This window comes from Acinetobacter sp. 742879, assembly GCF_000588535.1.
In the GTDB taxonomy this organism is placed as follows: domain Bacteria; phylum Pseudomonadota; class Gammaproteobacteria; order Pseudomonadales; family Moraxellaceae; genus Acinetobacter; species Acinetobacter pittii.
This window is the reverse complement of record NZ_JFYC01000009.1, coordinates 1-26,916: the sequence shown is the minus strand read 5'-3', so window position 1 is coordinate 26,916 and position 26,916 is coordinate 1. Positions and strand designations below refer to the sequence as shown.

Annotated in this window: 25 protein-coding genes and 2 tRNA genes; 16 read left to right on the top strand and 11 right to left on the bottom strand. The window is 37.0% G+C overall.

Features of this window, described 5'->3' with window-relative positions; genetic code table 11:
- Window positions 1-11 precede the first annotated feature (11 nt).
- The 4 genes from J690_RS16160 to J690_RS23910 form a co-directional block, all read right to left on the bottom strand.
- On the bottom strand, window positions 12-836 hold the full coding sequence (locus J690_RS16160) for a tetratricopeptide repeat protein (protein WP_032036925.1): 825 nt from the start codon (window positions 834-836) through the stop codon (window positions 12-14).
- A gap of 184 nt (window positions 837-1,020) precedes the next feature.
- Window positions 1,021-1,731, bottom strand: coding sequence for a DsbC family protein (locus tag J690_RS16155; protein ID WP_032036924.1), 711 nt, complete (start codon window positions 1,729-1,731; stop codon window positions 1,021-1,023).
- Window positions 1,732-1,877: 146 nt separating this feature from the next.
- The gene (gene ygfZ, locus J690_RS16150) at window positions 1,878-2,600 is read right to left on the bottom strand and encodes a CAF17-like 4Fe-4S cluster assembly/insertion protein YgfZ (protein ID WP_032036922.1); all 723 of its coding nucleotides are present in this window, start codon (window positions 2,598-2,600) and stop codon (window positions 1,878-1,880) included.
- A 59-nt stretch (window positions 2,601-2,659) separates the two neighbouring features.
- Window positions 2,660-2,776, bottom strand: a complete 117-nt coding sequence (locus tag J690_RS23910) for a hypothetical protein (protein WP_002116161.1) — start codon at window positions 2,774-2,776, stop codon at window positions 2,660-2,662.
- A 38-nt stretch (window positions 2,777-2,814) separates the two neighbouring features.
- On the opposite strand from J690_RS23910, the gene J690_RS16145 reads away from it, so the two are divergent.
- The 4 genes from J690_RS16145 to J690_RS16130 all read left to right on the top strand — a co-directional run bounded on the left by J690_RS16145 (window position 2,815) and on the right by J690_RS16130 (window position 4,752).
- Window positions 2,815-3,267 carry an SRPBCC family protein gene (locus J690_RS16145; protein WP_081405200.1) on the top strand — a complete coding sequence of 151 codons (453 nt, stop codon included), beginning with the start codon at window positions 2,815-2,817 and terminating at the stop codon, window positions 3,265-3,267.
- 139 nt (window positions 3,268-3,406) lie between these two features.
- Window positions 3,407-3,763: a DUF488 domain-containing protein gene (locus tag J690_RS16140; protein ID WP_032036918.1), complete on the top strand. Its 357-nt coding sequence runs from the start codon at window positions 3,407-3,409 to the stop codon at window positions 3,761-3,763.
- A 91-nt stretch (window positions 3,764-3,854) separates the two neighbouring features.
- Window positions 3,855-4,199, top strand: a complete 345-nt coding sequence (locus tag J690_RS16135; protein WP_032036917.1) for a zinc ribbon domain-containing protein YjdM — start codon at window positions 3,855-3,857, stop codon at window positions 4,197-4,199.
- A 211-nt stretch (window positions 4,200-4,410) separates the two neighbouring features.
- Window positions 4,411-4,752: a YegP family protein gene (locus J690_RS16130; protein WP_016143125.1), complete on the top strand. Its 342-nt coding sequence runs from the start codon at window positions 4,411-4,413 to the stop codon at window positions 4,750-4,752.
- Between the two features lie 53 nt (window positions 4,753-4,805).
- Here the strand turns inward: J690_RS16130 and J690_RS16125 are convergent, their stop codons facing one another.
- The 4 genes from J690_RS16125 to J690_RS16110 all read right to left on the bottom strand — a co-directional run bounded on the left by J690_RS16125 (window position 4,806) and on the right by J690_RS16110 (window position 11,510).
- Entirely contained in the window at window positions 4,806-6,521 is a 1,716-nt protein-coding gene (locus J690_RS16125) for a proline--tRNA ligase (RefSeq protein ID WP_032036916.1), read from the bottom strand.
- Between the two features lie 58 nt (window positions 6,522-6,579).
- Entirely contained in the window at window positions 6,580-9,678 is a 3,099-nt protein-coding gene (locus tag J690_RS16120) for an efflux RND transporter permease subunit (protein ID WP_002116481.1), read from the bottom strand.
- 15 nt (window positions 9,679-9,693) lie between these two features.
- The gene (locus J690_RS16115) at window positions 9,694-10,803 is read right to left on the bottom strand and encodes an efflux RND transporter periplasmic adaptor subunit (RefSeq protein WP_081405207.1); all 1,110 of its coding nucleotides are present in this window, start codon (window positions 10,801-10,803) and stop codon (window positions 9,694-9,696) included.
- 68 nt (window positions 10,804-10,871) lie between these two features.
- Complete coding sequence (locus J690_RS16110) at window positions 10,872-11,510, bottom strand: hypothetical protein (RefSeq protein WP_032036913.1); 639 nt, start codon at window positions 11,508-11,510, stop codon at window positions 10,872-10,874.
- Window positions 11,511-11,794: 284 nt separating this feature from the next.
- On the opposite strand from J690_RS16110, the gene pilG reads away from it, so the two are divergent.
- The 8 genes from pilG to J690_RS16070 all read left to right on the top strand — a co-directional run bounded on the left by pilG (window position 11,795) and on the right by J690_RS16070 (window position 22,896).
- Window positions 11,795-12,178, top strand: coding sequence for a twitching motility response regulator PilG (pilG, locus tag J690_RS16105; RefSeq protein WP_000389061.1), 384 nt, complete (start codon window positions 11,795-11,797; stop codon window positions 12,176-12,178).
- 22 nt (window positions 12,179-12,200) lie between these two features.
- Entirely contained in the window at window positions 12,201-12,563 is a 363-nt protein-coding gene (locus J690_RS16100) for a response regulator (protein WP_002116220.1), read from the top strand.
- 60 nt (window positions 12,564-12,623) lie between these two features.
- Entirely contained in the window at window positions 12,624-13,160 is a 537-nt protein-coding gene (locus J690_RS16095; protein WP_002116439.1) for a chemotaxis protein CheW, read from the top strand.
- Window positions 13,161-13,202: 42 nt separating this feature from the next.
- On the top strand, window positions 13,203-15,281 hold the full coding sequence (locus tag J690_RS16090) for a methyl-accepting chemotaxis protein (RefSeq protein ID WP_032036912.1): 2,079 nt from the start codon (window positions 13,203-13,205) through the stop codon (window positions 15,279-15,281).
- A 147-nt stretch (window positions 15,282-15,428) separates the two neighbouring features.
- Window positions 15,429-19,934, top strand: a complete 4,506-nt coding sequence (locus J690_RS16085; protein ID WP_032036911.1) for a hybrid sensor histidine kinase/response regulator — start codon at window positions 15,429-15,431, stop codon at window positions 19,932-19,934.
- Window positions 19,934-20,401 (top strand): hypothetical protein, encoded by a 468-nt coding sequence (locus J690_RS16080; RefSeq protein ID WP_032036909.1) that lies wholly within the window; start codon window positions 19,934-19,936, stop codon window positions 20,399-20,401. Before J690_RS16085 ends, J690_RS16080 begins: the two co-directional genes overlap by 1 nt.
- A 213-nt stretch (window positions 20,402-20,614) precedes the next feature.
- Window positions 20,615-22,006, top strand: coding sequence for a coproporphyrinogen-III oxidase family protein (locus J690_RS16075; RefSeq protein WP_032036907.1), 1,392 nt, complete (start codon window positions 20,615-20,617; stop codon window positions 22,004-22,006).
- Window positions 22,007-22,014: 8 nt separating this feature from the next.
- Window positions 22,015-22,896, top strand: coding sequence for an alpha/beta fold hydrolase (locus J690_RS16070; RefSeq protein ID WP_032036905.1), 882 nt, complete (start codon window positions 22,015-22,017; stop codon window positions 22,894-22,896).
- Between the two features lie 140 nt (window positions 22,897-23,036).
- On the opposite strand, the gene dapE is transcribed toward J690_RS16070, so the two are convergent.
- From dapE to J690_RS16055, 3 genes are all read right to left on the bottom strand, one after another.
- The gene (gene dapE / locus J690_RS16065) at window positions 23,037-24,173 is read right to left on the bottom strand and encodes a succinyl-diaminopimelate desuccinylase (RefSeq protein ID WP_005072799.1); all 1,137 of its coding nucleotides are present in this window, start codon (window positions 24,171-24,173) and stop codon (window positions 23,037-23,039) included.
- A gap of 126 nt (window positions 24,174-24,299) precedes the next feature.
- A complete protein-coding gene (locus tag J690_RS16060) occupies window positions 24,300-24,443 on the bottom strand; it encodes an entericidin A/B family lipoprotein (RefSeq protein ID WP_014207555.1) in 144 nt (47 codons plus the stop codon).
- A gap of 123 nt (window positions 24,444-24,566) precedes the next feature.
- The gene (locus J690_RS16055) at window positions 24,567-25,448 is read right to left on the bottom strand and encodes a DUF1853 family protein (RefSeq protein ID WP_032036904.1); all 882 of its coding nucleotides are present in this window, start codon (window positions 25,446-25,448) and stop codon (window positions 24,567-24,569) included.
- A 103-nt stretch (window positions 25,449-25,551) separates the two neighbouring features.
- On the opposite strand from J690_RS16055, the gene J690_RS16050 reads away from it, so the two are divergent.
- From J690_RS16050 to J690_RS16035, 4 genes are all read left to right on the top strand, one after another.
- Window positions 25,552-25,920 carry a YbaN family protein gene (locus J690_RS16050; RefSeq protein ID WP_032036903.1) on the top strand — a complete coding sequence of 123 codons (369 nt, stop codon included), beginning with the start codon at window positions 25,552-25,554 and terminating at the stop codon, window positions 25,918-25,920.
- A gap of 90 nt (window positions 25,921-26,010) precedes the next feature.
- Window positions 26,011-26,514 carry a cell wall-recycling L,D-carboxypeptidase ElsL gene (gene elsL / locus J690_RS16045; protein ID WP_032005430.1) on the top strand — a complete coding sequence of 168 codons (504 nt, stop codon included), beginning with the start codon at window positions 26,011-26,013 and terminating at the stop codon, window positions 26,512-26,514.
- Between the two features lie 206 nt (window positions 26,515-26,720).
- Window positions 26,721-26,796, top strand: a tRNA-Val gene (locus J690_RS16040).
- 24 nt (window positions 26,797-26,820) lie between these two features.
- Window positions 26,821-26,897: transfer RNA gene (locus tag J690_RS16035), tRNA-Asp, on the top strand.
- Window positions 26,898-26,916 lie beyond the last annotated feature (19 nt).

The following is a 26,916-nucleotide window of genomic DNA, read 5'->3' as shown; positions in this document are numbered from 1 at the left end:
CTAATTACTTACTATTTTTTAGGCGCTGGCTGTGCGGGAGCATTTGCATCCTGTTTGCTCTTTTCTGCAATAATTTTATCAACCGAAGCTAACGATTCTTTAGCGTTAGGCACATTTTGATTGGCAAGTTCAGTAAAGATCTTTTTAGCCTGCGGTAGGTTTTGCGGAATGATATTGCCATTCGCCATCATGGTTGCTAAAGCCATCGACGCAGGCGCATAGCCTTTTTGCGCAATTGACTGTAAAGCTTCGATACCTTGGCGTTTCATTAAAGGATTTTTATTTTCCACACCTTGGCTAATGTCATAGAGTGCTTTGACCTGAATAGCAGGGTAGTTTCCTTTTCGAATTAAAGGCGCCAATTTTTGCAGGGCAATTTGATGTGACTGCGGTTTTTTCTGAGCAAATAAAATAGTCGCAATTTTCACAGTTGCATCATCAGAGCCTTGAGCCGATGCCTTTTGAACATATTGACTGAATTTGTTGCTGTCTTTGGCAACCCCTAATTCACCAGTCTCATAAATTTGTGCAAGTGTGTAACTCGCTTGGGCGTAACCTTTATTTGAAGCATCCTCATAATATTTAAGAGCTTTAGAAGAGTCTTTTGCTGTACCTTGGCCCATTTGAGTCATATAGCCTAAGTTATAGATAGCTTGGGCATTACCTGTTTGGGCGAGGCGTTGCATTTCTTGAAATGCAGCGGAGTAGTTTTTTGCTGCGTAGAGTTGTTCAGCTTGTTTAAAAACATCGGTTTTAGCAGCAGTCGCTGTGTTATCAGCTGCAAAAATTGATGCACTTGAAAGGGTGATTAGGCTTGCGATTAGTAATTTCTTCATTTCTTTTTAACCTTTTACTTCGTAGCTACATCAATCCATTGATGCATGAAAGAGTTTCAATTTCTCATCATAAATATTGATTGCTGAAAGTAAACAGCCGATTTGTATATAAAGCACTGCACTTTGGGCAAATTGTGGAGAAAAAATACCCACTCACATTCATATAATGGAGTGGGTAATATTATTATTTTGCTGACTGAAGTAATGCTTCAATTTGTTTGGCATCACTTGGTACACCAGAGAGTCTTTGGCCATCTTGCAAGAACAGGGTAGGTGTTCCATCTATATTTAATTTTTGACCTAAAGCAATATTTTTCTGAATTGGGCTTGAGCAACTTTTGCTATTAGTCGGCAATTTGCGATTAAGCATATAGTTTGTCCAAGCTTCTGCCGGATTTTTTGAACACCAGATTTGATTTGAAACTTTTTCAGCATTTGGATGCAAACTAGTAAGAGGATAAAGGAACACATATACGGTTACGTTATCAATCCCAACCATATTTTGTTCTAGACGCTGGCAATATGGGCAATCTGGGTCACTAAAGACATAGAGCGTACGTTCGCCTTTACCTTTTACATATTTAATCGCTTGATTTAATGGCAAACTTTTAACGTCAATTTTGCCCAGTTCGGCAATACGTTCTTCAGTCATATTTTTTTGTTGTTTAATGTCGACTAAATTACCAACAAAAAAGTACTTCGCATCTTGATTAGTATAAACAATGCGGCCGCTTGTATACACTTCATAAATACCTTGCACAGGCGATTGATAAACACCTTTTACAGGCAAATCGGGATAATTCGTCTTAAGATTTTGTTCAAGTGTTTTAACATCAGCATGAGCAGAACCGAAAATAGCCAGACTCAACATGAGTGTAGCAAGTTTAGTTTTCATCTTTTTTCTCTTGAATTTCAACAGGGCTAATGATGGCATATAAAGCTTAAAAAATTGACGTTCTAATCTAATGAAATCATTAGTGTTTTGTATCTATAAAAAAGCCCACTAACTTAGCAGTGGGCAGTTTGAACTAATAAAAATTACTATTGTGGTCTTGCAACATCACCACTTAAAGTTTCTGGTAACTCAAGAACTTGAAGTCCTAACTCTTGTAGAGCAGCAGGTTTAGCTACAACTAAAGCAAGATAGCCTTCATCATTTGCAATACTATTGACGACTTCAACATCGTTATTTAATTGAGTTGCTGAAGCAGGCGCTTCACCTGTACCTTGCACAAGATGTAACCAGTGTTTTGGTTTTGCTTTAAACCAAAGACGCGCCACAATTTCCTGGCCTAAGTAACAGCCCTTGTCGTAATTGACGCCTTCGCGTTGATGTAAGCGTAATTCTTGTGGTTGGAATTCATGTTCAGTTGTCTGTGTAATCCAAGCTTGACCAGTCATAATGGCTTGTTTTTGCCATTCGGAAATATTAGTTTCTGTAGAGCTGAATTCAGTATGGCCATTCACCACTTTTGGGAACACAGTGCCTTGTTCACTTAAGGTCATTTTTGAAAAGGCGCCATATTTTTTAATGTGCTTGGCAAACTCTTCAGCTTGATCTTGAGTAACTACAATTTCAAAACTTTCAGGATTCATCTTCTTTAGCCATAAGCCAAAGTGAATACGACCTTTAAGATCACAAATAGCTGTATAGCGAGTTTCATTTTCAGCTAAACGTTCAGTATCTACAGTAACTTGGCCTTGTAAAAACTTTTGTGCATCTACACCGTTTAAAGCATATGAGGAGAAAGCGAGCAGACTCATGATTAATCTCAAATTCAATATGTTTCTTTATGATTGCTGACTATTTTGCTCCATTTTTACTAAAAAATCAGCCATAGTTTTCGTAATTTGAGTTTGTCCTGAAGCTGGCTTTTTTGTTTAAAAAAACACCAAAAATATACGTTCGGATAAATCGGAAGGTTTAAGCTAATAGCCATAATTTCAATAATTTTAAGGAAATTAAAATAAGGAGAATATGATGGCAACAGGAACAGTGAAATTTCATCGCGTGTTTAAGGCTCCAGCCGAGCGAGTTTACCGTGCATTTTTAGATCCAGATGCTTTAGTCAAGTGGTTACCGCCCCACGGTTTTACTGCGAAAGTTCATAGTTTTGATGCAAATGTTGGTGGCTCATACAAAATGAGTTTTACCAATTTTTCAACAGGTTCAACCCATGCTTTTGGCGGAACATATGTGGAATTAGTTCCAAATGAACTAATTCGCTACAACGATCAATTTGATGACCCAAATTTACCCGGGACTATGCAGGTTACTATTATATTAAAAAGCGTATTGGTAGGTACAGAAGTGCATATTACGCAAGAAGGAATACCGGAAGTTATTCCTGTAGAAGCCTGCTACTTAGGTTGGCAAGAGTCCCTATCTTTGCTTACTTTATTGATTGAAGCTGAAATTCCAGATCAATAAAAAGTTATTTTTTAGAGTCACATAGAAAAGTGAGTAGATTTATTTCTGCTCACTTTTTCTTTTTGAGCTTTATTCTAAATGAATAAAATATAGAATCATTTTATAACTCCAAAATATAAACAATATGCAGAGAAAAACGATGGATATACATATTAAAAGAATTTATGAAAAGGCCGATCCTAGTGACGGTAAGCGAATTTTGGTTGACCGCCTATGGAGCAGGGGAATTAGTAAGGAAAATGCTCATTTGGATTTATGGCTAAAAGAAATAGCACCCTCGACAGAACTTAGAAAATGGTTTCATGCTGCAACGCCAGATCATTGGCAAGAGTTTAAACAGAGCTATTTAAAAGAGCTTGATACCAACCCAGCAGTTCAGGAGCTACAACAAATCGCATCAAGGAATACAGTCACACTTTTATATTCAGCCAAGGATGTTGAAAACAATCACGCAATTATTTTGAAGGAATATTTATTAAGTAAAAACTTAAAATAAATATATAAATTTTTTTTTGGTAAAAGTCTCTTATTTAAAACTTTAAAAAATGAGTCATATCTCGCATAATATACTTTTTGAGATTTTTTTCATGTCTTTGCCAAACTGCCCAAAATGCCAATCAGAATATACTTACCAAGATGGCGACTTATTGATTTGTCCTGAATGTTCATATGAGTGGAAAGAAGGAGAAGCATCAGCAACTGAAGAACAAGAAATTATTAAAGATGCAAATGGAAATGTCTTGGCAGATGGTGATAGCGTCACTGTAATCAAAGACTTAAAAATTAAAGGTTCTTCTTCAGTCGTTAAAGTAGGTACGAAGGTAAAAACGATTCGTCTAGTGCCAGATGCAAGTGATGGTCACAATATTGACTGTAAAATTGATGGTATTGGTCAGATGAAGTTAAAATCTGAATTTGTAAAAAAAGCTTAAACTGTTAATTATTATTACATTTCAGCAGAGATATATGTTTATATCTCTGCTTTTTAAATTCCTAACATCATTATAATTTTATTACGAAAAAGTATAAAAAATGGACTGTTCAAGGAATATTTACGCCTTTATATTGTCATTAATAACAAATAACTTTCGTCCAGAATAATAACGAAAGTCATACCCACACCAACAAAAAAATGAGGTTTTTATGGCAGGATGGTACGAAATTTCACAAGCGAGTGATGGTCAATATCGTTTTATTTTGAAGGCAGGAAATGGTGAGCCTATTTTAAATAGCGAGCTATATAAGGCAAAAGCCTCTGCTGTAAATGGTATTGAGTCAATTCAAAAAAACAGTGGTGATGACGCCCGATATGAGCGTTTAACTGCAAAGAATGGGAAACCTTATTTCAATTTAAAAGCTGCAAATCATCAGATTATTGGCACGAGCCAGTTCTATGCGAGCGAAGCTTCACGTGATAAAGGAATTGAGTCGGTTAAAAATAATGGTTCATCCACGACTATCAAGGATTTAACTGTTCAAGCATAAAAAATGAAATAAAAAAGCAGCTTCTAAAAGCTGCTTTTTTATTTATGTATTTATTAACGCACTAATTTAGCTAAAAGCTCTTCTTTAGTTAAATTACTCGCTTCAGCATCGCGGCGGCCTTTGTATTCAAAAGTACCAGCATCCAAACCTTTTTCACCAATTACAATACGGTGTGGAATACCCATCAATTCAAGGTCAGAGAATTTAACACCTGGACGTTCGTTACGATCATCAAGTAACACATCAAAACCTTGAGCTTGAAGTTCTGCATAAAGAGACTCTGCTGCTTCAAGAGTACGTGGTGATTTGTGCGCATTCATTGGAACAATTGCAATTTCAAAAGGTGCAATGGCTTGAGGCCAGATAATACCTTTGTCATCGTAGTTTTGTTCAATTGCAGCTGCAACAACACGTGTTACACCAATACCGTAGCATCCCATAGTTACTGTAAATGGTTTGCCATCTTCACCTAAAACTTTACAGCCTAAAGCTTCAGAGTATTTAGTACCAAGCTGGAAAATATGACCTACTTCAATACCACGTTTAATTTGTAGTGTACCTTTGCCATCTGGAGATGGATCGCCTTCAACCACATTACGTAAGTCAAAAACTTCGCTAATTTGCGCATCACGTTCCCAGTTTACGCCAACTGCATGTTTGTCAGCTTCATTTGCACCAGCAACGAAGTCTGAAAGAACAGATGCAGCACGGTCAACAATTACAGTTAAGCCTTTTTCAACTAAACCTTGTGGACCTGTAAAGCCAGCAGTTAAACCAAATGCTTGAAGTTGTTCTTCAGTTGCAAAAGTAAGAGGTGCAGCAACTAAAGGATGTTTCTCAGCTTTAATCTCATTAAGTTCGTGGTCACCACGTACAAATAGAGCAACGACAGGAACATTACCTTTTTCATCAGCAATGCCTTGAACCAATAATGCTTTAACAGATTGCTTTGGATCAGCATTTAAGAATTGGCAAACATCATCAATCGTTTTTTGGTTTGGTGTTTCAACCAATTTAAATTCTTGTGTCGGTGCTGCGCGTTCACCCACCAAAACAGCCTCAGCCATTTCAACGTTTGCTGCATAATCAGATTCAGTTGAAAATGCGATGTCATCTTCACCACTAGCAGCCAATACGTGGAATTCGTGGGAAGCTGAACCACCAATAGAACCTGTATCAGCTTGTACTGGACGGAAATCCAAACCTAAGCGAGTGAAAATACGGCTATAAGTGTCGTACATCACATCATAAGTTTCTTGTAATGATTCTTGAGTTGCATGGAAAGAATAAGCATCTTTCATGATGAACTCGCGTGAACGCATTACACCAAAACGTGGACGGATTTCATCACGGAATTTAGTTTGAATTTGATAGAAATTTACAGGAAGCTGCTTATAACTTTTTAATTCGTTACGCGCCATATCTGTAATAACTTCTTCATGCGTTGGCCCAAGTACAAATGGGTTCGTATGACGATCTTTAAAACGTAATAACTCAGGGCCATATTGTTCATATCGACCTGATTCTTCCCAAAGACTTGCAGGTTGAGTCACGGGCATGAATACTTCCATTGCGCCTGAACGGTTCATTTCTTCACGAACAATCGCATCTACTTTTTTAAGCACACGTGTTCCCATCGGCAGCCATGTATATAAACCGGATGCCAATTTACGAATCATCCCCGCACGTAACATGAGCTGGTGTGAAATCACTTCAGCATCATTTGGGGTTTCTCTCAACGTTGCAAATAAAAAGCGGCTTGCGCGCATGGAAAAAGTCCTAAAAGTTAAGCGTTATAAAAACGCAGATTATACGATAATCGCTGCATTATGACATGAATCGTCGTGTTTGACGCAGCATAAAGTTTTTCAAGTCATCCAGATAAGTGAAAATGACGGGTACAACCACAAGAGTCAACAGAGTAGAGGTTATCACACCACCAATAACCGCATGAGCCATTGGTGCGCTTTGCTCACCGCCTTCGCCGAGACCTAAAGCTAAGGGAACCATCCCCATCACCATAGCACTTGTGGTCATCAAAATTGGACGTAAACGGGTCTTACCAGCTTGTAAAATAGCGTCATAACGGCTCACACCCTGATCCATCGCTTTCTTAATAAAATCGATCAGCAAAATCGCATTTTTAGTGACAAGCCCCATCAGCATGATAATACCAATAATCGAAAACAGATTTAGGGTACTTTGGAACAAGAATAGGGCAAGAAAAACACCAATCAATGACAAAGGTAAAGAGGCCATAATTGCTGCTGGATGAATAAAGCTATTAAACTGAGAACCTAACACGATATAAATAAATACAATCGATAGGGTAATGGCTGTTAATGCGTATCCCGCAGATTCAGCCATATCGGCGTTTGCTCCTTGAGTATCGAATGTATAGCCCGCAGGTAACTTAAATGCCTTTTGCATTTTGTCGATGTCTTGACCAATATCTCCGCTCGGGCGACCAGAGGTATTTGCCTCAATAAGAACCTCACGTTCAAGATCACGTCTGTTAATTTGCGAAGCCCCAAGTTTTTCTTCGGTCGTTGCGACGGCACTCAATGGAACTAATATATTTTGTCCAGCTGCATTGGTTTTATTAGAGTTGATATATAAATTTTGTACATCTTGCGGAAGCATACGTTTATTTTCATTTAAACGTAAATTCACATCATAAGTTTCGCCGTCACGATCTTCCCAAGTGGTGACATTATCGCCCGCAATTAATGGTCGAATGGCATTCGCAATTTGGGAAACAGATAAGCCCAAATCACTTGCTAGCACGCGATTAATATGAACACCTAAAGTCGGTTTAGGTTCTTTCAATGAGCTTTCTAAATCAACTACGCCTTTAATTTTTTCCATTTCAGCAATAAAGCGATCTGAAATTTTTTGTAGTTCATTTAGGTCAGATCCTTTAATAGAAATCATGATTGGCTTTTGTCCGCCAGAGACAGAGTCCTGTGCTGCGGCAACAGAGGTCACTCGAATACCCGCTACAGTTTGCAAACGATCACGGAACTCATTGTTGAGAGTATTAAGATCTGAGCTACGTTCTTGTTTTGGCTTTAAGGTCACCCCTAAACCAGCATGGTTTTTACCAGAGTCTACTTCACTGTTAACCACGCCATACGTAGAAACCACATCAGGGAATTGTCTAATAATTTGATCGACCTGATGTAATTTGGCTTGGGTATATTCTAAAGAAGAATCTACAGGAGTCTCGAACTGGATACGGACTTCACCTTTATCTGGTGTAGGTACAAATTCGGTCCCGATGAGTTTAGACAGGCCTAATGCAGCAAATAATGAAGCGATTGCAACAATGACTGTAATGAAACGGAAGCGTAGAGCAAGCTTTAATAGCTTTTCATAAACATGAGTAAGCCGATCTAACAAATTAGAAATATGGTTAAAAAAACGTTGTAGCCAATTATCTTTTTTCTTTACAGGATCTTTCCAATGAGCTGAAAGCATTGGGTCGAGCGTAAAGCTAATAAACATTGAAATTAAAACAGCCGTACTGACCGTTACACCAAATTGATAAAAGAAGCGTCCAATCAGACCACCCATAAAGGCTACGGGTAGAAAGACTGCCACAATAGTAAGCGTGGTTGCGAGTACAGCTAAACCAATTTCTTTTGTCCCTTCAAGAGCAGCGGTTACATGGTCTTTGCCCAGTTCAGTATGTCTGACAATATTTTCCCGAACTACAATTGCATCATCAATGAGTAAACCAATACTGAGTGACAAAGCTAACAGCGTCATCATGTTAATGCTAAACCCAAATGCCCAGATAAAAGTTAAGGTTCCGAGCAAGGTAATCGGTAAGGTTAGACCAGTAATAACTGTAGAGCGGAAAGAGCCTAAAAAGAGTAAAACAATGAGAACTGCTAAAGCAGCACCTTCAATAATGGTTCGAACAACATCTTTGATTGAAGCGCGAATACCTTTAGAGCTATCAGCTACGACTTTGTAATCTAAACCCGCAGGCATTTGATCTTTTAATTTCTCTAACGTTTGATAAGTCTGATCGACGACTTTAATTACATTGGCATCGGAGCTTTTTAAGATATCGACTGAGACCGCAGTTCTTCCATTATAAAAGGCACTCGATTGTAGTTCGGCTTGTGTGTCCTCAACAGTTGCTACTTGCTTTAAAAAAATGGGTGAACCATTTTTATTGGCAATCACCAAATCACCAAATGCAAGGGGATGAATAACTTTTGATTGAATCTGTACAACCAGTTCAGAATTTTTTTGCTGTAAGGTCCCTGCAGGCACTTCAATATTTTCATTTTTTAAGGTGTTAATGACCTGATCAATACCAATGCCGTAGCTTTGCAATTGTGCAGGAATAACCTTTATTCGTATTTGCCGTTTAGCGTCGCCCAATAAATTCACATTACCGACACCCGAAACCGTTTTAAGCTGAGGTACAATTTTTTTATCTACATACGAACTTAATTGCGCCAAACTCATGCTGTTTGATTCAAATACGACTGACATGATTGGGCTAGAAGAGGGGTCATAGCGTTGCACAATCGGTGTATCAATTTCATCACGGAACTGCGCTGTGACGGGTGCAATTTTGTCACGAACATCTTGTGCCGCAATCGCCGAAGAAGTATCAAGATTAAACTCGGCAATCACCATTGAAAGGCCTTCACTTGAGCGTGAAGTAATCTGTTTAATTCCTGAAATTGTATTGATTTGATCTTCAAGTTTTTTTGTTATATCTGACTCAACCGCTTCTGGTGACGCACCCGCATATTGTGTGGTGACTACTACGAATGGGAAATCTATATTTGGAAACTCTTCGACAGTCATACGTTTCCAAGAGGCCAACCCGAGTACCATTAAGCTGAGCATCATCATAATGGTAAAAACGGGGTATTTCACACTGATTCGAGTAAACCACATACGCTATTTGCTACCTTATTTATTTTTGTCGGTTGTAACCGTCACTTTTTTATTAATGTCGGAATCTTCAAATTGAATACGGCTGACCAGATCTGTGCTTTGTAAACCTTCAACTAACGCAATATTGTCGTTATAACGCTGTTCAACCACCCGAATTTTAACTTTTTGAATGGTGTGATTGCGTATCACCCATACAAACGGATCATGTTGTATATTTTGAATACTATCTAAAGGAATAGTTTGGCCTTGATGAGTGTCATTGCGCAAAATGTTTCCATTAATGAAAGCTCCAATACTTAACGAGTCAATTTTTTCTTTAGGAGCAGCAAAAAACTCAATTTGTCGACTATCTTGATCTGCAACAGGTGAAATGCGAGTTAGCGTTGCATTTAATTGTTTAGAATTGCCCTGAATTTGATATTGAATGTTGCTACCGATCTTAAGTGCAGCTTGCTGTTCAATTGGCAACTTGGCCTGTATTTCAAGTTGATCTGGATTTACGATTTCAAATAGTGTTTGTCCAACTGAAACAGTTTGGCCGGGTTCAACTTGGCGTTTAATAATCACACCTGAAATTGGACTAGTAATAATTCCGTCTTGATCCGCTTTTTTAGCAATATCAACATTGGCTTGTTGTGCTTTTACACTTTCAAGCTGGCCTTTATAGTCAACCTGACTTTGTTCAAACTCGACACGAGCAATAAAACCTTGATTAAATAATCTTTGTTTTCGGTTCATCAAATTACGAGCAAGTTCAGCTTGTGACTGAGCTGATGCAAGGTTAGCTCGTGCTTGTGCTAATCGTGCAACATTGTCCTGATTATTTAATCTGACTAGAACTTGGCCTTTTTGTACCTGTTGACCCACATTTGCAGTGACATTCGTCGCCGTTGCACTCACTTGTGCCTGAATGGAACTTTGCTGAACCGCTCGAATAGTTCCTGTAAATGCAGTTTGAGAGTCAAGAGCTCCTTCTTTAACTGCAATAAGATCTTGAGGAATAAGCTCAATTTTGACAGGAGCTGATTCAGTAGTTTTGGTTGTTTCTTGCTGATTACATGCAGCTAAAATTAAACATAAACTAATAATACTCAGTTTAAAAAAAGTAGAAGGGGTGAGATGCATTGTGTGCATACAGCATCATCCTATAATTCAAATTTTATTTTGCCCCTATTCTTGATAAACCTTTGCAGTTATTCAAGCTTTTTTAAACGATCGATAATATTTTCATACTCATTGTTGGTTCGATTATAGGTCTTGGAAAGTGTTTCAAGTGTTTGTTTAACCCGATTAATATTAATTAGATTGTTTTCAATCAACGCCTTATGACGCTCAGGAATCGGTTCTCCTTTTCTGAAATACTCCATTTCCTGACGCTTAAATAAAATTTTGTCTTGTTGTAATTGATTAAGTTGTTCCTGTTGATAATTAATTTGCTTTTTTATAGACACTAATGCCTGATCTCTTTTAATCGAAGCTGTCTTACTATTGCTATAAGCTTTTTTTAATTTGATATCTTGTTCTTTATGTCGCGCCAATAATGCCCGTTGACTTGATTGATTTAAATCAGCTTCAGCATTATAAGAATGGTTTCTTTTTATCACTTGCATATTACGATCTAGAGCTTCATAACCATAACGAATATGAGCAGGTGTGACCGATGTACTAATATTGGCAATACCATGTTGATCATAATAACGATACCAAACCGCTTTAGGCGTATCGGCAATAGCAACACCAGAGGGTAAGAAAAAGAGTGATCCGAAGGAAATAATGCCTATAGATACAGACAAACAGTTCCTGTAAAAGGCATATTTCATCCCGTCATTCATTGAAAATCCCCAAAAAAGATAGCTAAGTCGCTTATTTTTAAATATTTAATCTTCATTATATTAATTATTATTTAGCTGAATAAAAATATAGTCATTATAAAAAAAATGATAATTTTAATTAAAGTGTGATGAGGTTAAAAGTTATTGTTTATAAATGAGAAAGTAGACAAAAATGCCTCATTGAAAATAGAAGGTGAGATATGTTAAAAATGCGTATAAATGTGTAAAAACAAATTTAAGTTAAATTGCATTTATATTTTATTTTTATGGGGATGGAAGATTAAATGGAAGATGCATTCCAAAATCTGAAAGTAATGGTGATTGATGACTCAAAAACCATTCGCCGTACAGCAGAAACCTTATTACAGCGCGAAGGCTGTGAAGTGATTACTGCTGTGGATGGATTTGAAGCTTTGTCCAAAATTGCAGAAGCAAATCCGGATATTGTTTTTGTCGATATCATGATGCCTCGTTTAGATGGTTATCAAACTTGTGCTTTGATAAAAAACTCTCAAAATTATCAGAATATTCCCGTTATCATGCTCTCTAGTAAAGATGGTTTATTTGATCAGGCAAAAGGGCGTGTGGTAGGTTCAGATGAATACTTGACGAAACCTTTTAGCAAAGATGAATTGTTAAACGCGATTCGTAATCATGTAAGTTCATAAACAATAATTTGAGGGCAAAAAAATGGCACGTATTCTCATTGTAGATGATTCACCAACAGAAACTTTCCGTTTTAAAGAGATCCTAACCAAACATGGTTATGACGTGCTTGAAGCATCAAATGGTGCAGATGGTGTAACTCTTGCAAAAGCAGAGCAACCAGATCTTGTATTGATGGATGTTGTAATGCCGGGTGTAAATGGTTTTCAGGCAACACGTCAGATTACTCGTGATGAAGACACTAAGCATATCCCTGTTGTGATTGTGAGTACTAAAGATCAGGCAACTGACCGTGTATGGGGCAAGCGTCAAGGTGCAATCGATTATTTGATTAAGCCAATCGAAGAAAATCAATTGATTGATGTAATTAAACAATTTCTAAATTAACTCATCCATCCATAAAAACATAAATAACGGGCATTTTGTACCCGTTTTATAGGATCGAGTATGGCAGCGAATGGATTTATCGAGTTACTTCGTTTGTCTAAACGGGGTAATAAGAATTACGCTTCAGTTCAAAATGAAGCACAGCGATGGTCAGGAATTGCTTTTGAAATGAGAGGGCAATACTTTGTCGCACCACTTGGGGAAGTGTCAGAAGTAATCTATCCACCAAAATATACACCAGTTCCAAATACCCAAAGTTGGGTAAAGGGATTGGCAAATATTCGAGGAAGATTACTTTCAGTGTCTGATTTGGCGCATTTTATTTTAGGGCAACGAAGTTCATTTTCGTCAACTCAAAAAGTATTGTGTATTAGCCATCGCGACCAGTATGTGGGGTTGGTCGTGGATCAGGTTTTGGGGATTCAGCACTTTAATAAAAAAAGCTTTTTTTCTCAAAGCTTAGACTTAGAGGAAAATCTAAAAGAATATTGCCAAGGTTATTTTCATCAACATAACCAGCATTGGCATGTCTTTTTATTTAGTCGTTTATTGCAAAACCCACATTACATGAATGCATCGACAAAATTTATAAACTAATTTTTACGCTGTGAAAACAGAGTATTTTTCTGGGGAAAAGCTATGGGCTTTAAGCTTAAAAAGAAAGGCAGTAGTCGGGTTACGTCCGAAAAATCGGGTGTCAATTTTATTGCAACAATCCAGTCAAAAATTGAGCAGTTTGCCAGTTTATTTGGGGAAAGTGAAAAGTCCAAGCCAATCCTATATGCAGCACTTTTATGTTTTGTTCTTGCATTAGTTTCTCTAGCCTATCTGTTCTATAACGTTCCACGTCATAACCAGTTAATTCGAAGTCTCGGTGAGTTACGTTTGTTATCTCAAACGATTTCTAAACAAGCAACTGAAGCAACTGAGTCTGGCTCTCAAGAGGCAATCACCAAGCTACAGCAGTCTCAAAAAGACTTTAATGAAAACTTACTTGAGATTGAAAATATTCACGGTAAATCGACTGATGAATATCAAAAAGTTCAAGTTATGTGGACTGAACTTTCAAAAAACATCGATTTGATTTCAGCACATCAAAAAGTCCTTAACCAGCTATATGACACTAACATCTCTATTAGCGAAACCGTTCCTGAGATTCAGGCAGAATATAACTTGATGGTTGACCAAATGGCGCGTCAAGGTTTGCCAAGTAGTCAGGTAATTATTGCTAAAAACCAGGTGTTTATTGCCGAACGTATTTTACGTTCTATTAACTCGGTATTAAGTGGTACCGATGGTAATGTATCGACTAGCGATTTTGGTGTAGACATTGATACGTTTGGTACGTATTTAAATGCTGAACTTAATGGTAATGCTGAATTGGGTGTTGATCGTATTGCAGATCCAGCTTTACGTGAATCATTAGAAAGTATTAAATCTGAATATGACAAAGTATTAAAATCTGCTGCTGCCACGGTATTAAAAAATGGTAACCAGATTGTCAATGTTCGTCAGGCATCTTCTCAGATCTTCTCTAAATCAGATGTGATGTTAGATAACTTGGGGCATTTATCTGATGTAGCAAGAAAGAACTGGCTTACTTTATTGTTAGGCGCGGTGCTAATCAGTTCTTTAGCAGGCTTAATCTTCTCTGTATTTAAATTGATCACATTACGTAGTGTGATGGATAAACAACGTGTTACTCGATTACAAGACGAATATGACCGTAACCAAAACGCGATTTTACGTTTACTGGATGAAATCGCCGATCTTGCAGATGGTGACTTACGTTCATATGCAACCGTATCTGAGGATTTTACGGGAGCGATTGCAGACTCGATTAACTTTGCGATTGACCAACTACGTGATCTTGTATCCCGTATTCATGAAACCTCTCAAGAGGTTGCTCGCTATACGCAAGATACGCAGAGTATTACGAACCAATTAGCAGAGGCGTCTGAGCATCAGGCTCAAGAAATTGCTGGTGCATCAACAGCAATGAATGAAATGGCGCAATCGATTGACCAAGTATCTTCAAATGCATCTGAGTCTGCTGAGGTAGCAGAACGTTCGGTACAAATTGCCTCTAATGGTGCGCAAGTGGTAAACCGTTCAATTGAAGGTATGGACACAATCCGTGAACAGATTCAAGAAACATCTAAACGTATTAAGCGATTGGGTGAGTCGTCACAAGAAATTGGTAACATCGTATCGCTTATTAACGATATTGCCGACCAAACTAATATTCTTGCGTTAAACGCTGCAATTCAAGCTTCTATGGCTGGGGAAGCAGGCCGTGGTTTCGCCGTGGTTGCTGACGAAGTACAGCGTCTTGCAGAGCGTTCTGCATCGGCAACTAAACAGATCGAAACTCTGGTTAAAACAATTCAGACCGATACAAATGAAGCTGTTATTTCGATGGAACAAACCACCACTGAAGTTGTGCGTGGTGCAAACTTGGCAAAAGACGCGGGTATTGCCTTGGATGAAATTCAAAAAGTATCGGGTGACTTGGCAAACTTAATTGCCAGCATTTCTGATGCAGCAAAACTTCAATCCGCATCTGCCAGCCACATTGCTACCACCATGACAGTCGTACAAGAAATTACTTCACAAACGACAACTGCAACCTTTGATACAGCACGCTCTGTTTCTGAACTAGCAAACATGGCAGAGTCATTACGTGAATCGGTAACGGACTTTAAATTACCTGATTAAATTGGGGATGAGAATAGCTGTTTCAGTACCGCTATTCTTCTAAAAAGTATTAACAACACCAGATAAATATTGGGGAAACAGCTATTTTTCTGGTGTTGACTCTGTCGTTTTTCTCCATTTGGGAGACAAGCAAAAGAAGCCTTTGCTATGAAAGAAATATTAAAAACTTTAACTGAAGCAATGATGCTACCGGAAGATAGCTACTCTCAACAAGACGATGAATTTCTTGAAATATTTGTCGAAGAAATTGAAGAAATTTTTGTTGAATTACAATCTTTGATTCACGAATGGATGCAATCTAAAAATATTGCTACGCTTACTGAAATCCGCCGTCATTTTCATACATTGAAAGGTTCTGGGCGAATGATTGGTGCCAAATCTTCTGCTGAGCTTGCTTGGACTGTAGAAGATACGCTTAATCGGGTAATCAATCAGAGTCTCGGATTAACTCCTAACATCCAACAATATGTTCAGTTGGTATTTAAGTTCTATTTCTTTAAGTTAGTAGATGACTTCAAATCTAAAAAAAATCATACCCTAGACTTTAGGCCCCTCATTTTATTGGGACAACAATTACAGCAACAGCAAAGTATAGAACACGCATTAGACGAACTTTTATTATTATCAGATATTCTTACTGCTGAAACTCAAACTGGTTTAGAAACAAATGACTTAGAACCAGAATCTACAGAAGTTTTAACTATTTTGACTCCAGAAGTTGCTATAGAAACTGAACAGACTCTTGCTGAAACCTTAATTTTATTTATGGAAGAAGCAGAAGAGCACTTAGCGACAATTGATCAGTTTTTGGAAAAAGAAATACATCAGCATGAAAGTTATAATGCTCTAATACGTGCGTTACATACATTACGTGGCAGCTCTGCCATGGCTCATGTAGAACCAATCTTTGATGCCAGTACCAAAGTTGAGCATTTATTTAAAATACTATTACAAGAAGAGCTTTCTTCTCATTCAGAAGAAATTTCATTACTCCGTGATTATCGTCAGTTTATTCGAAATAGTTTAGATCTATTGGCTGCACATTGCTCTACTGAGCAATTGGAATGTGATCTACAAAAATTTAATCAGGTTTGGGATACTTACATGGAGCAGCATGGAGAGCATTCAAGCCCACTCATGCCGCCACATGGTTTAGTGTCTCAGCTATTACAGCTAAATGTTGCTGAATTACTTGATGCGGAATTAGACTTTGAGAAGGGAATACGTACAGAGTTTCCTTATTATCTTGAACGTTTAAGTGAACAAGCAGATGTTTTGCTGCAACACACTCAGTCGCAGGCAATGATTGGTTTATATGAATATACTAACCAGTTGAAAGAAAGCTACGACATATTGCTTGATCGACCTGATTTATTGCAATCAGATTATGTTTTTGAAATTTATCAAAAAGCGCACCAACAATTAATTCAGTTATTTGATGCATTAGCCGCAGGACAAAGAGTAAGTATCATTGAGCAACACCAAAATGTCTTGGACGAGCTAAAACTATATACTCAATATATTCCAAATCTTAATTCCGAATCTTTAGAAACTCATCAAGACGTTTTTGAACCATTGTTTAATGCTGAAGTTGAACAAACAGCGAATGATCCTCTGATAGAAAATGTATTCACTGATCAGGTCACCATAGGGCAGAGTGTACAACTAGATCGACAATTCATTTCATCTGAGCATGTAAACCGTCATTTTGATCCAGATCTTTTAGATATTTTTCTTGAAGAAGCCGATGAGTTGCTTGAGGGAATGGATACAGATCTTAATCTTTGGGTTGATGATCAAGAAAACTTTGCCGCTCTCAATAATCTGATGCGTTATTTGCATACCTTAAAAGGTGGGGCAAATATGATTCAGGCAACTTATATTGGTTTAATTGCACATGAGTTAGAAAGTATTTATGAGCGTTTAATTCAAAAACAGTTGATAGCTTCGTCTGCTCTCATTGATTTTATTCGACTAGTTCAAGATGACTTGGCTGACCGTCTTCAAATAGTGCGTGAACAGCACCTAGATTATGCTGCTTCTCATACTATTCAAGCACTTAAAAATGCAGGTCAGGTATTTGATTCTCATATTAAAGAGAGCAAAACAGAACCTGAAACGTATGTTATACCTGAATTAAATTTTGAAGTATTACAACAAGAAGCGATAAATAATACGGAGTTAAACCTCAGTGAGTTAACTTCTGCTTCTGAGCAGATTGCTAAGTCTAATAATCAACTTGTTGAGCAAACCGAATTACAAGTTCTTTATGCTGATCACGATCATACAGAGAGTATCCCAGATCAAGATATTAATACTGTTGTCGAGCAGACATTCATGGAGGAAGCGGCCGAACTATTAGAAATGGCCGATCACTTATTAAAACAATGGTTCGAGCAACGTACTAACCGTAGTATCTTGCTTCAACTACAAAGGGCAGTGCACAGCTTGAAAGGCGGTTCCCGTATGCTGGGACTTGAAACCGTGCAAGCGATTGCTTATCAACTTGAGAATGCTTTTGAACAATTTGCGCTTCATCATTTCAGCTCAAATATTTATGACAACTTATTAGAGAGTGCAATTGTCTGGTTAAAAGAGGCAATTTTTAAACAAAATTATCAACACTTCGATGGTTTACAACAAAGTCTGGAAAATATCCAGTTCATTGAAACAGCAATTCAAATTCCTAGTAAGTTAACTAGAAATGATCTATTCAGCACGGAACCTGTAATGAGTTTTGTGCAAGGTGACGGTACAGAACCACCGCCAATGATGGGTGAGTGGGAACAAGCACAACGCCTTGATCAAAATAATGAGATGATTCGAGTCTCGGCAGATTTAATTGAAAAAATGATTGATCTGTCTGGTGAAAATTCGATTAACCGTTCGCGAATTGAAATGGATTTAAGCCAATTTGGTCATACCTTAGCGGAAATGGAATTGGCTATTCAGCGACTTGCAGATCAGTTGCGTCGAATGGAAGGTGAATTGGAAACCCAAATTATTGCAAAACACGGTATTGAGAACTCGCGTTATACGGAATTTGATCCGTTAGAGATGGACCAATATTCTTCATTAAATCAGTTATCAAAGTCTCTTGCCGAGTCTGCATCGGATTTAGTAGATTTTAAAAATACATTATCTGAAAAGATTAGAGACACTGAAGGTTTATTGGTACAGCAATCGCGTATTCAGGCTGAAATTCAAGAAGGTCTCATGCGAACACGCTTAGTACCATTCTCTCGATTATTGCCTCGTCTACAAAGAATTGTGAGGCAGACCTCTACCGCGTTAAATCGACCAGCAGAGCTTTTTGTTAATAATACAGAAGGCGAGCTGGACCGGACAATGTTAGAACGTTTGGTTACGCCACTTGAGCACATGCTTAGAAACGCAATTGACCATGGACTAGAAGACCGTGTGCAACGTGAGCAAGCTAAAAAACCAGAAACGGGACGTATTGAACTCAATATTCATCGTCAAGGTACAGATGTTGTAGTTACATTTAAGGATGATGGGCAAGGTATTGATATCGAGAAGGTGCGTCAAAAGGCGTTAATGTCTGGTTTGATTAATCCAGAGCAAGTATTAGAACATCAAGATATTTTACAGCTGATTTTCCATCCTGGTTTAAGTACAGCCGATCAAGTCACTCAGATTTCAGGTCGTGGTGTAGGGCTGGATGTCGTGCAAAGTGATATTAAGGCCTTAGGTGGCCATGTGAGTGTCGACTCTGTATACGGGCAGGGAACTGTCTTTACCATACGTGTTCCAACGACAGTAGCTGTTAGTGATGCTTTAATGGTTAAAGTTGCTGATCAGCAATTTGCAATTCCATTGGCTCAGATTGATCGAATTGTACGAGTTTCACCAGCATCATTAGAACAATATTTCGGAAGTGCACAAGAGCTCTTTGAATTTGAAAATAAGCGTTATCCATTACGTTATTTATCTGAGTTTGTTGGTAATCAACCAATTCCGCGTTTAAGTGGAATGATGTATTCATTACCAGTATTAATGATTAAGGCAAATAATGGACAAAACGTCGCATTATTAATTGACCAACTGATTGGCTCACGCGCACAGATTGTAGTTAAGCCAATAGGACAACAATTCTCTAGCATTGGTGCGATTGCAGGAGCAACTATTTTAGGTGATGGCCAAGTTTGTCTAATTTTAGATGGACAAAATATTGCTCGCCAAATTCAATCTACTCGCCGACATAAATCGCTTAATGAAACTATTTATAGAAAACGCGAGTCTGACGAGCGACGTCTTATCATGATTGTAGATGACTCGGTAACTGTACGTAAGGTGACGTCTCGCTTACTTGAACGTCAGGGCTATGATGTAGTTACAGCTAAAGATGGGGTTGATGCCATTGAGCAGTTGGAAAATATTAAACCAGATCTCATGTTACTTGATATTGAAATGCCGCGAATGGATGGCTTTGAGGTACTTAACCTCGTTCGACATCATGATCTACATCAAGATATGCCAGTGATTATGATTACATCACGAACTGGTGAAAAACACCGTGAACGAGCATTTACTTTAGGTGTTAACCAATACATGGGTAAACCTTTCCAAGAAGAAGACTTACTTCACAATATTGATGCGTTATTCATGACATTTGAAGGGGGACTTGCCTAATGAAAAGTAATATAAGTACATCCTTAATTAATGAAATGGACCAGCAAGAGCTTCAGCATTTAATTACTGTCTCAACTGGTTTTATTGATGCATATATTATTGAATGCCATCAGCAAGTGCCGATGCTATTGCCACAAAATATAGTGTTATCTGCTATGGATGTTAAAAATGGTATCAAGCATATTGAATGGCATGATGTAAAACTCCCTGTTTATTCGGTTCACAACGAAATAGATTCTCGAGCAGTAGCATTAGTCATTGAAAGTGAAGACATTAGTCAACGTTTTGCACTTATGTGTAAATCGATGCCAGTTTCAGTTCGTCTGCGTATTTCTGAAGTCGTAGATGAAAATGAAGATATACAAGAGTCTTTGCAGCACCCAACGGTATTTAAATATGTCCGTATGGATAATCAACGCTACCATGTTCCTAATTTGCAATATATTCAAAATTCACTTCATCTATAAAATATCTAAAAAAGGAACTCATTTTGAGTTCCTTTTTTATTAAAACTAAATAATTTCTAAACATGTTGAAATATAGTTTAAGATTTTTTTAATAATATTTAAATTATACTAATAAAGATTTTTCGAGTGGGAAATAATAATTAAATTAATTGTATAAAATAATATACTTAAATATAATATATTTATTTTAATAGGATAAAAGATACACGGATTATGGATATTGTTTCAATTAAAAATTTCATCCAAAAAAATAAAGTAAGACATTTATCAAATAAGGTTCTACATACTCATCCTTCACCTAAAATATGGAAAACAGATTTAAAGGAGGAAGAAAATAATCACTTTTTATTAAATACGGAGGCTCAATATAAGTCTATAAATTTATATTTAGGTATTCCTTATTGTATTCCTACTGATCCACCTCATTGTGGATTTTGTCTTTTCCCTACTCAAGACTATAAAGGTAAAAAGGAAGTAGATTATTATCTGGACTTTTTAAATAGGGAGGCTCAATTATATAAAGAATTTTATCAAGGCGCTAAACTAGAAAGCCTATATGTAGGAGGGGGTACACCTAACTTACTTCAACCTCATGATTATATAAAACTGGCTAACATTGTGTCATCCGTTTTTCCGGACATGGGGTTATCTACACCCATAGAAATGACTTTAGAAGGTATTCCTCAACTTTTTAACGAAGATAAAATAAGAGCAATTAAGGAGACTGGTTTCAATCGAGTCAGTATGGGGGTACAACAGGTTAATGATAAGCTAATCGTTACCAGTGGTCGAAAACAAACAAGAAAACAAGTTTTCGACGCGATTGAGTTATTCCACAAGTATTCTCTATCTTGCAATGTTGATCTGATCTATGGCTGGCCAAATCAATCGATTGAAGCAATGCTAGGAGATTTAGAAAGTATTGTTCAATCAGGAATAAAACATATTACTCATTATGAGCTTAATATTGCTGGTCGATCTGATTTTGCTACAAAACAAAAGCAGAATACGCCATCTATTGAGAAAAAAATTGAAATGTATAATATTGCAAAACAATTCTTAATAAGTAAAGGCTATAAACAAAAAACAGTATATGACTGGGAAAAACCAAATGATAATCATCTGATCTCAGAAAAATATTTATATGAAGATAATCTCCGAGACTGTTTACATGAAAATGGTCAAAGTAAAATGACAACAATGAGCGGATTAGGCTATGCAGCGGTTAATATGAGATTACAGCCTAACTCATCAGAAATTAAGTCTGTTTCAGCAATGAACCACCGAAACCTAAATGAATATTATGATGCGATATCTTTGAATAAGCTTCCTATTGAACGTATGTTTGTTCATGATACTGAAGATGTGAAGCTAATCTGGATATTCCAAGCATTACAAGAAATGAAAATTAATACAAAAAAATATGAGAAAATTTTTAATAGCGATATTAAACTCGACTATAAGCCGATATGGGATGCTTTAGTTGAAGAAGGCTGGGTAGAGTATACAGACGAATATATTAAACTTATTAATGAGGGTGAGTTTTATACTCCACTCATTCAAGCATTGCTAAGTCAACCTAGAATAAAGTCTTTACAACAGTAGATAAATAAATGTCAATTCATAAAGAGCTACATATTTTAAAAACAGATGATCATGGTGAATTTGCTTTATGGGAAATTTCTAAAAGAAATAATTCTCTAATAAAAAAAGAAGCAATTTTCTTATCTCATGGTGCATTTTCGGATAAAACTGTTTGTATAGGCATTGCAGATTATTTGGCAAATCATGGTTATATTTGTTTTATTTTAGAGTGGCGAGGGCATGGTACTAGCCCAAAAACAGAGATACCATTTAATTTTGAAACTGTTGCATTATATGAATATAAAACTGCATTTCATTATATTTACCATAATTTTAATATAACCTCCTTGCACTGTGTAACACATAGTGGTGGAGGGCTATGCTTAACCATGTTCTTAATTAATTATCCTGAATATTTAAAAAATATTCAAAGTATTACTTTTATTGCTTGCCAAGCATTTGGAGCAGTAAATAATTCCTTTGATTTTATTAAATTGTTTTCTGCAAAATTAATTGTAAAAGGTCTAGGTCAGATTCCTGCTAATAAATTTAAGTTGGGGCGAATAAATGAAACCTATTACACGATGCGTCCATGGTTTAATTGGAACTTAAAGGAAAATTTTATAAGTGAATTTAAAGATATAGATTATAAAAAATTTATGAGCTCTATTAGAGTTCCAATATATTCTATTTGCGGGACTGGCGATAAATTTATTGCCCCTGCTAAAGGATGCTATAAATATTTGCAAGCTTTTGAAAATGAAAATAATATATTTCGAGAATTTGGCTATTCCAATAGTAACTTAGAAAATTATTCTCATAGTCGAATTGTACTTAGCCAAAATGCTGCTAAAGAAGTCTGGCCAACTATATTGCAATGGATAGATAAGAATTCAAAAGCAGCTTTATAAGCTATTTCTATTAAAACTAATTTTCTAGTTTATTGAATATAAATAATCTTTAAAATTTTAAAAGAATGTAATGTATTGATACTTTAAATATAAAAAACGCCCCCAAAAGGGCGCTTTTTCAATTCGTTAGATCTTAAGTTTTACTTAGCTAACAAATTTTCCAAAATTTGCTCATAAATATCAGTTAGTGGATCAAGGTCTTGTACATCAACATGTTCGTTAATTTGATGAATTGTTGCGTTTAGAACACCTAATTCCAATACCTGTGCGCCTGTTGGAGCAATAAAACGACCATCAGAAGTACCGCCACTCGTTGAAAGCTCAGTTTCAGTACCCGTTACGTTCAAAATAGCAGTTTGCGCTGCATTAACGAGTTCACCTACAGGTGTTAGGAATGGTAAACCAGAAAGATTCCAAACGATTTCGTACTGTAAACCGTGTTTATCTAAAATCTCATGCACACGTTGTTTAAGTTGTTCTGCTGTTACTTCTGTTGAATAACGGAAGTTAAAAGTAACTTCTAGTGCACCAGGAATGACATTTGTTGCGCCAGTGCCAGCATGAATATTTGAAATCTGAAATGATGTTGCTGGGAAATATTCATTTCCATTATCCCAAACAGTTTGGCACAGTTCTGCTAAAGCTGGTGATGCTTCATGAATTGGATTACGCGCCAAATGTGGGTAAGCCACATGACCTTGCTTACCTTGAACTTTTAATACGGCATTAAGTGAACCACGACGACCATTTTTAACAATATCACCCAATTTATGAGTACTAGAAGGTTCGCCTACCAAACACCATGTCATCTTTTCGTTACGTTTTTCAAGAGTCTCAATCACTTTAACCGTACCGTTAATAGCAGGTCCTTCTTCATCAGAAGTAATTAGAAAAGCAATCGAACCCTTGTGATCAGGATGTTTTGCGACAAAACGTTCAGATGCAACGACCATAGCTGCAAGTGCTGTTTTCATATCGGCCGAACCACGACCATATAATTTTCCATCGCGAATTTCAGGTACAAATGGATCTGAATTCCATGCTTCTAACTTACCTGTCGGAACTACGTCAGTATGACCGGCAAAACAAAATACAGGTTCTTCAGTTCCGCGACGCGCCCAAAGATTGTCAACTTCACCAAAACGCATTGGTTCAATATGAAAACCAATTTTGGCTAAACGGTCTGCCATGATGGTTTGGCATGTATGATCAATAGGAGTAACAGAAGGTTGTTGTAACAGTTCTAAGCTAAGCGAGAGAGTGTCTGAATGGTTCATACCGAAAATTGCGTGCTGATCAGGTGAAATATAGTCCGATATAATAGGCGAATCTCTAGATGATGGGTACGTAAAAATAAAAAAACCTTATCGGAATGATAAGGTTTTTGAAGTAACAACTCTAACTTACATTTTATCTTGTGTTTTTTCAGCAGTATTTGTTACAGCATCACCTGCTTTAGAAACATCTTGCCCAAAACCTTTAAACGTATTACACCCTGTTAAAATAACAGCAACCATTACAGACGCAGCTAAAACTTTTTTCATCATTTTCTCCGTTTAAATTTAATAATGAAGTAAATTTAGATTAAAAAACAAACGGAAAAAGAAACATGACTGTTTAATAGTAAAAACGTTATAAAATGTTTCTAGAAGCTTAAAACTTATTGTTAATTAGCTTAATTTTTGCAGTTGAGGCTTGATGTTTAAGTACGAAGGATGTCTAAACATATAAAACAAAATCTCTTTACTATTTTTACAATATAGACCGTCTGTCCACCAATGTGCTTGATTTGAAGTCTGCTCTTTATTTGGACACAACCATTCATGTCTTTCCAATCGATAAAAAGAAGAATGGAGAATGGTAGTCCCCCAATATCCCAAACGACGCTTTAAATTTATCCAGTCTGGTGGCGACTTTTGAAAATTTAGTTGAAGTGGTAGGTAGAGTTGTCCTTTTAAAACTGCAAAACGTTGTTGAATCTTAAAATTTAATGCCTCAGAAAATTGAAATTGCTTATTCGTAAAATGATAAAGTTTCTTGCTTAAAGTATCCTGACGGTTTAATCCAATCCATTGTTCTAAATGTAAGTCTGCCTCGCCCAAATAGTATTTTAACGCGACCTCCCAATGTTCAATTTGTTGAGTTTTTTTATTTAAAATTAAAAAATCCAGTTCACCTAAAGTTTTTGCTCCATCAATTTTTTGAATACTATGACCTAACAGTTGATAAGGATGATAATTATCCTCTTGGAGCCAGAACCAAAGTAAATTCTCAAAGCGTAAGCCTAAGCGTGTACTTTTAAGTTGAGATAAAAACTGGATTAAAGGCTCTGGTGACTTATCGAGCTCTTTTAACCGTGGTAAATAATTTTGGAAATGCTCTTCCCATACTTCGGTTGGGTGCAGCTTAAAGTCATGTTGTATAGAAAAACTTTTTGGTAATTGACAAAGTAAATTTGGACTAGCGATACAAAAAGCCAGCTGTCGCACGATAGGATGTTGGAATTGAAGCCATGGTTCGAAATAGGAAGTTTTCACTGAGGCAATATTCATATATTTAATACTCGAAGTAATTCATCCTAATTTCATAAGGGATCAACAAACAATATTAGAAAAACACTTTATACTAACGCTAACAGCAGGTTAAGGTTTATATATGCGAACATTGTTCTGGCGCTCTTTGGTCGTGATTTTTATCACGCTAGGCATTATTGGAGCAATTTTACCAGGTATGCCCACAACAGTGTTTTTGATTCTGGCTGCATGGGCAGCTTCAAAGGGATGGCCACAAATGGATGATTGGTTATTAAACCATCCCAAATACGGCCCAACATTACGTGATTGGCGAGCCAATGGTACAGTACCACGTAAAGCCAAATGGATTGCAAGCATAATGATGGCAATCAGTGGCCTTATAATGCTATTTACTTCAGCACCGCTTTGGGTCAAGATTTTTACTGATACTACCATGTTCATCGTTGCAGTTTGGTTATGGCTACGCCCTGAGACAAAATTAAAAGATTGATAATCTTTTAATTTTGGCGCAAGACAAGTTCTTCATATAAATTTTTACTTAAACTCAAAGTATTTGAGTTGATATAAGAGAATAAGTTCAATGTCTCAATTTAAGCTCGAAGAAGCAGACGTCCTCATCGATTTAGCAAATCAAACATTAACTTTGCCTAAACATAATAAGTTTTATGTCATTTCTACCGGAAAGAACGGAATCGGTGAGCAAGAGAATACTGGTAGGACTCCACGTGGATGGCATAGGGTTGCAAAAAAAATAGGTGCACAATCTCCTCAAAATGCGGTTTTTATTGCACGTAAGCCAACAGGGGAGGTCTATAGTAGTGAACTAGCAGCACAATTCCCTGAAAGAGATTGGATATTGTCACGTATTCTTTGGTTAGATGGCTTAGAAGAAGGCTTTAATAAAGGCGAAGGTCATGACACCATGCAGCGTTATATCTATATTCATGGCACTCCTGATAAAGAACCGATGGGCGTTCCCATGTCACATGGCTGTATTCGAATGCGTAATGAAGAAATCATTGAACTGTTTGATTTAGTCGCTGAAGATGCATTGGTTTATTTGTCTGAGCAATCTTTAACCTAAAATAAGATTTTAAAAATTTTTATTTAATTAGCTGAATGATCAAAATATTAAAATAAGTGCTTAAATAAAATACAAAAAATTGTTTTTTACTTAATAATGACTTATTTTTAATCATTCATTCGCATTTTTTTGAAAAGTTGTCGAAAAGCGTTTGACACCTGTTAAAGATTCTCTATAATGCACCTCACAAACGATGAAGACGTTAAGGGCGCTTAGCTCAGTTGGTAGAGCGTCTGCCTTACAAGCAGAATGTCGGCGGTTCGATCCCGTCAGCGCCCACCAAGCCTTTACGTTAAGCTCTCAAGTGCAGCGGTAGTTCAGTTGGTTAGAATACCGGCCTGTCACGCCGGGGGTCGCGGGTTCGAGCCCCGTCCGCTGCGCCACTTAAGACTTAACATCGTT

What these genes read in the sequence shown, in the direction of transcription:
- J690_RS16085 (WP_032036911.1), top strand. Translation starts at nt 15,429, where the DNA reads ATGAAAGAAATATTAAAAACTTTAACTGAAGCAATGATGCTACCGGAA.
- J690_RS16050 (WP_032036903.1), top strand. Translation starts at nt 25,552, where the DNA reads ATGCGAACATTGTTCTGGCGCTCTTTGGTCGTGATTTTTATCACGCTA.
- dapE (WP_005072799.1), bottom strand. Translation starts at nt 24,173, where the DNA reads ATGAACCATTCAGACACTCTCTCGCTTAGCTTAGAACTGTTACAACAA.
- J690_RS16095 (WP_002116439.1), top strand. Translation starts at nt 12,624, where the DNA reads ATGGCAGCGAATGGATTTATCGAGTTACTTCGTTTGTCTAAACGGGGT.
- elsL (WP_032005430.1), top strand. Translation starts at nt 26,011, where the DNA reads ATGTCTCAATTTAAGCTCGAAGAAGCAGACGTCCTCATCGATTTAGCA.
- J690_RS16140 (WP_032036918.1), top strand. Translation starts at nt 3,407, where the DNA reads ATGGATATACATATTAAAAGAATTTATGAAAAGGCCGATCCTAGTGAC.
- J690_RS16115 (WP_081405207.1), bottom strand. Translation starts at nt 10,803, where the DNA reads ATGCATCTCACCCCTTCTACTTTTTTTAAACTGAGTATTATTAGTTTA.
- J690_RS16100 (WP_002116220.1), top strand. Translation starts at nt 12,201, where the DNA reads ATGGCACGTATTCTCATTGTAGATGATTCACCAACAGAAACTTTCCGT.
- J690_RS23910 (WP_002116161.1), bottom strand. Translation starts at nt 2,776, where the DNA reads ATGGCTATTAGCTTAAACCTTCCGATTTATCCGAACGTATATTTTTGG.
- J690_RS16080 (WP_032036909.1), top strand. Translation starts at nt 19,934, where the DNA reads ATGAAAAGTAATATAAGTACATCCTTAATTAATGAAATGGACCAGCAA.
- J690_RS16055 (WP_032036904.1), bottom strand. Translation starts at nt 25,448, where the DNA reads ATGAATATTGCCTCAGTGAAAACTTCCTATTTCGAACCATGGCTTCAA.
- pilG (WP_000389061.1), top strand. Translation starts at nt 11,795, where the DNA reads ATGGAAGATGCATTCCAAAATCTGAAAGTAATGGTGATTGATGACTCA.
- J690_RS16145 (WP_081405200.1), top strand. Translation starts at nt 2,815, where the DNA reads ATGATGGCAACAGGAACAGTGAAATTTCATCGCGTGTTTAAGGCTCCA.
- J690_RS16070 (WP_032036905.1), top strand. Translation starts at nt 22,015, where the DNA reads ATGTCAATTCATAAAGAGCTACATATTTTAAAAACAGATGATCATGGT.
- ygfZ (WP_032036922.1), bottom strand. Translation starts at nt 2,600, where the DNA reads ATGAGTCTGCTCGCTTTCTCCTCATATGCTTTAAACGGTGTAGATGCA.
- J690_RS16075 (WP_032036907.1), top strand. Translation starts at nt 20,615, where the DNA reads ATGGATATTGTTTCAATTAAAAATTTCATCCAAAAAAATAAAGTAAGA.
- J690_RS16160 (WP_032036925.1), bottom strand. Translation starts at nt 836, where the DNA reads ATGAAGAAATTACTAATCGCAAGCCTAATCACCCTTTCAAGTGCATCA.
- J690_RS16135 (WP_032036917.1), top strand. Translation starts at nt 3,855, where the DNA reads ATGTCTTTGCCAAACTGCCCAAAATGCCAATCAGAATATACTTACCAA.
- J690_RS16110 (WP_032036913.1), bottom strand. Translation starts at nt 11,510, where the DNA reads ATGAATGACGGGATGAAATATGCCTTTTACAGGAACTGTTTGTCTGTA.
- J690_RS16120 (WP_002116481.1), bottom strand. Translation starts at nt 9,678, where the DNA reads ATGTGGTTTACTCGAATCAGTGTGAAATACCCCGTTTTTACCATTATG.
- J690_RS16090 (WP_032036912.1), top strand. Translation starts at nt 13,203, where the DNA reads ATGGGCTTTAAGCTTAAAAAGAAAGGCAGTAGTCGGGTTACGTCCGAA.
- J690_RS16060 (WP_014207555.1), bottom strand. Translation starts at nt 24,443, where the DNA reads ATGATGAAAAAAGTTTTAGCTGCGTCTGTAATGGTTGCTGTTATTTTA.
- J690_RS16155 (WP_032036924.1), bottom strand. Translation starts at nt 1,731, where the DNA reads ATGAAAACTAAACTTGCTACACTCATGTTGAGTCTGGCTATTTTCGGT.
- J690_RS16125 (WP_032036916.1), bottom strand. Translation starts at nt 6,521, where the DNA reads ATGCGCGCAAGCCGCTTTTTATTTGCAACGTTGAGAGAAACCCCAAAT.
- J690_RS16130 (WP_016143125.1), top strand. Translation starts at nt 4,411, where the DNA reads ATGGCAGGATGGTACGAAATTTCACAAGCGAGTGATGGTCAATATCGT.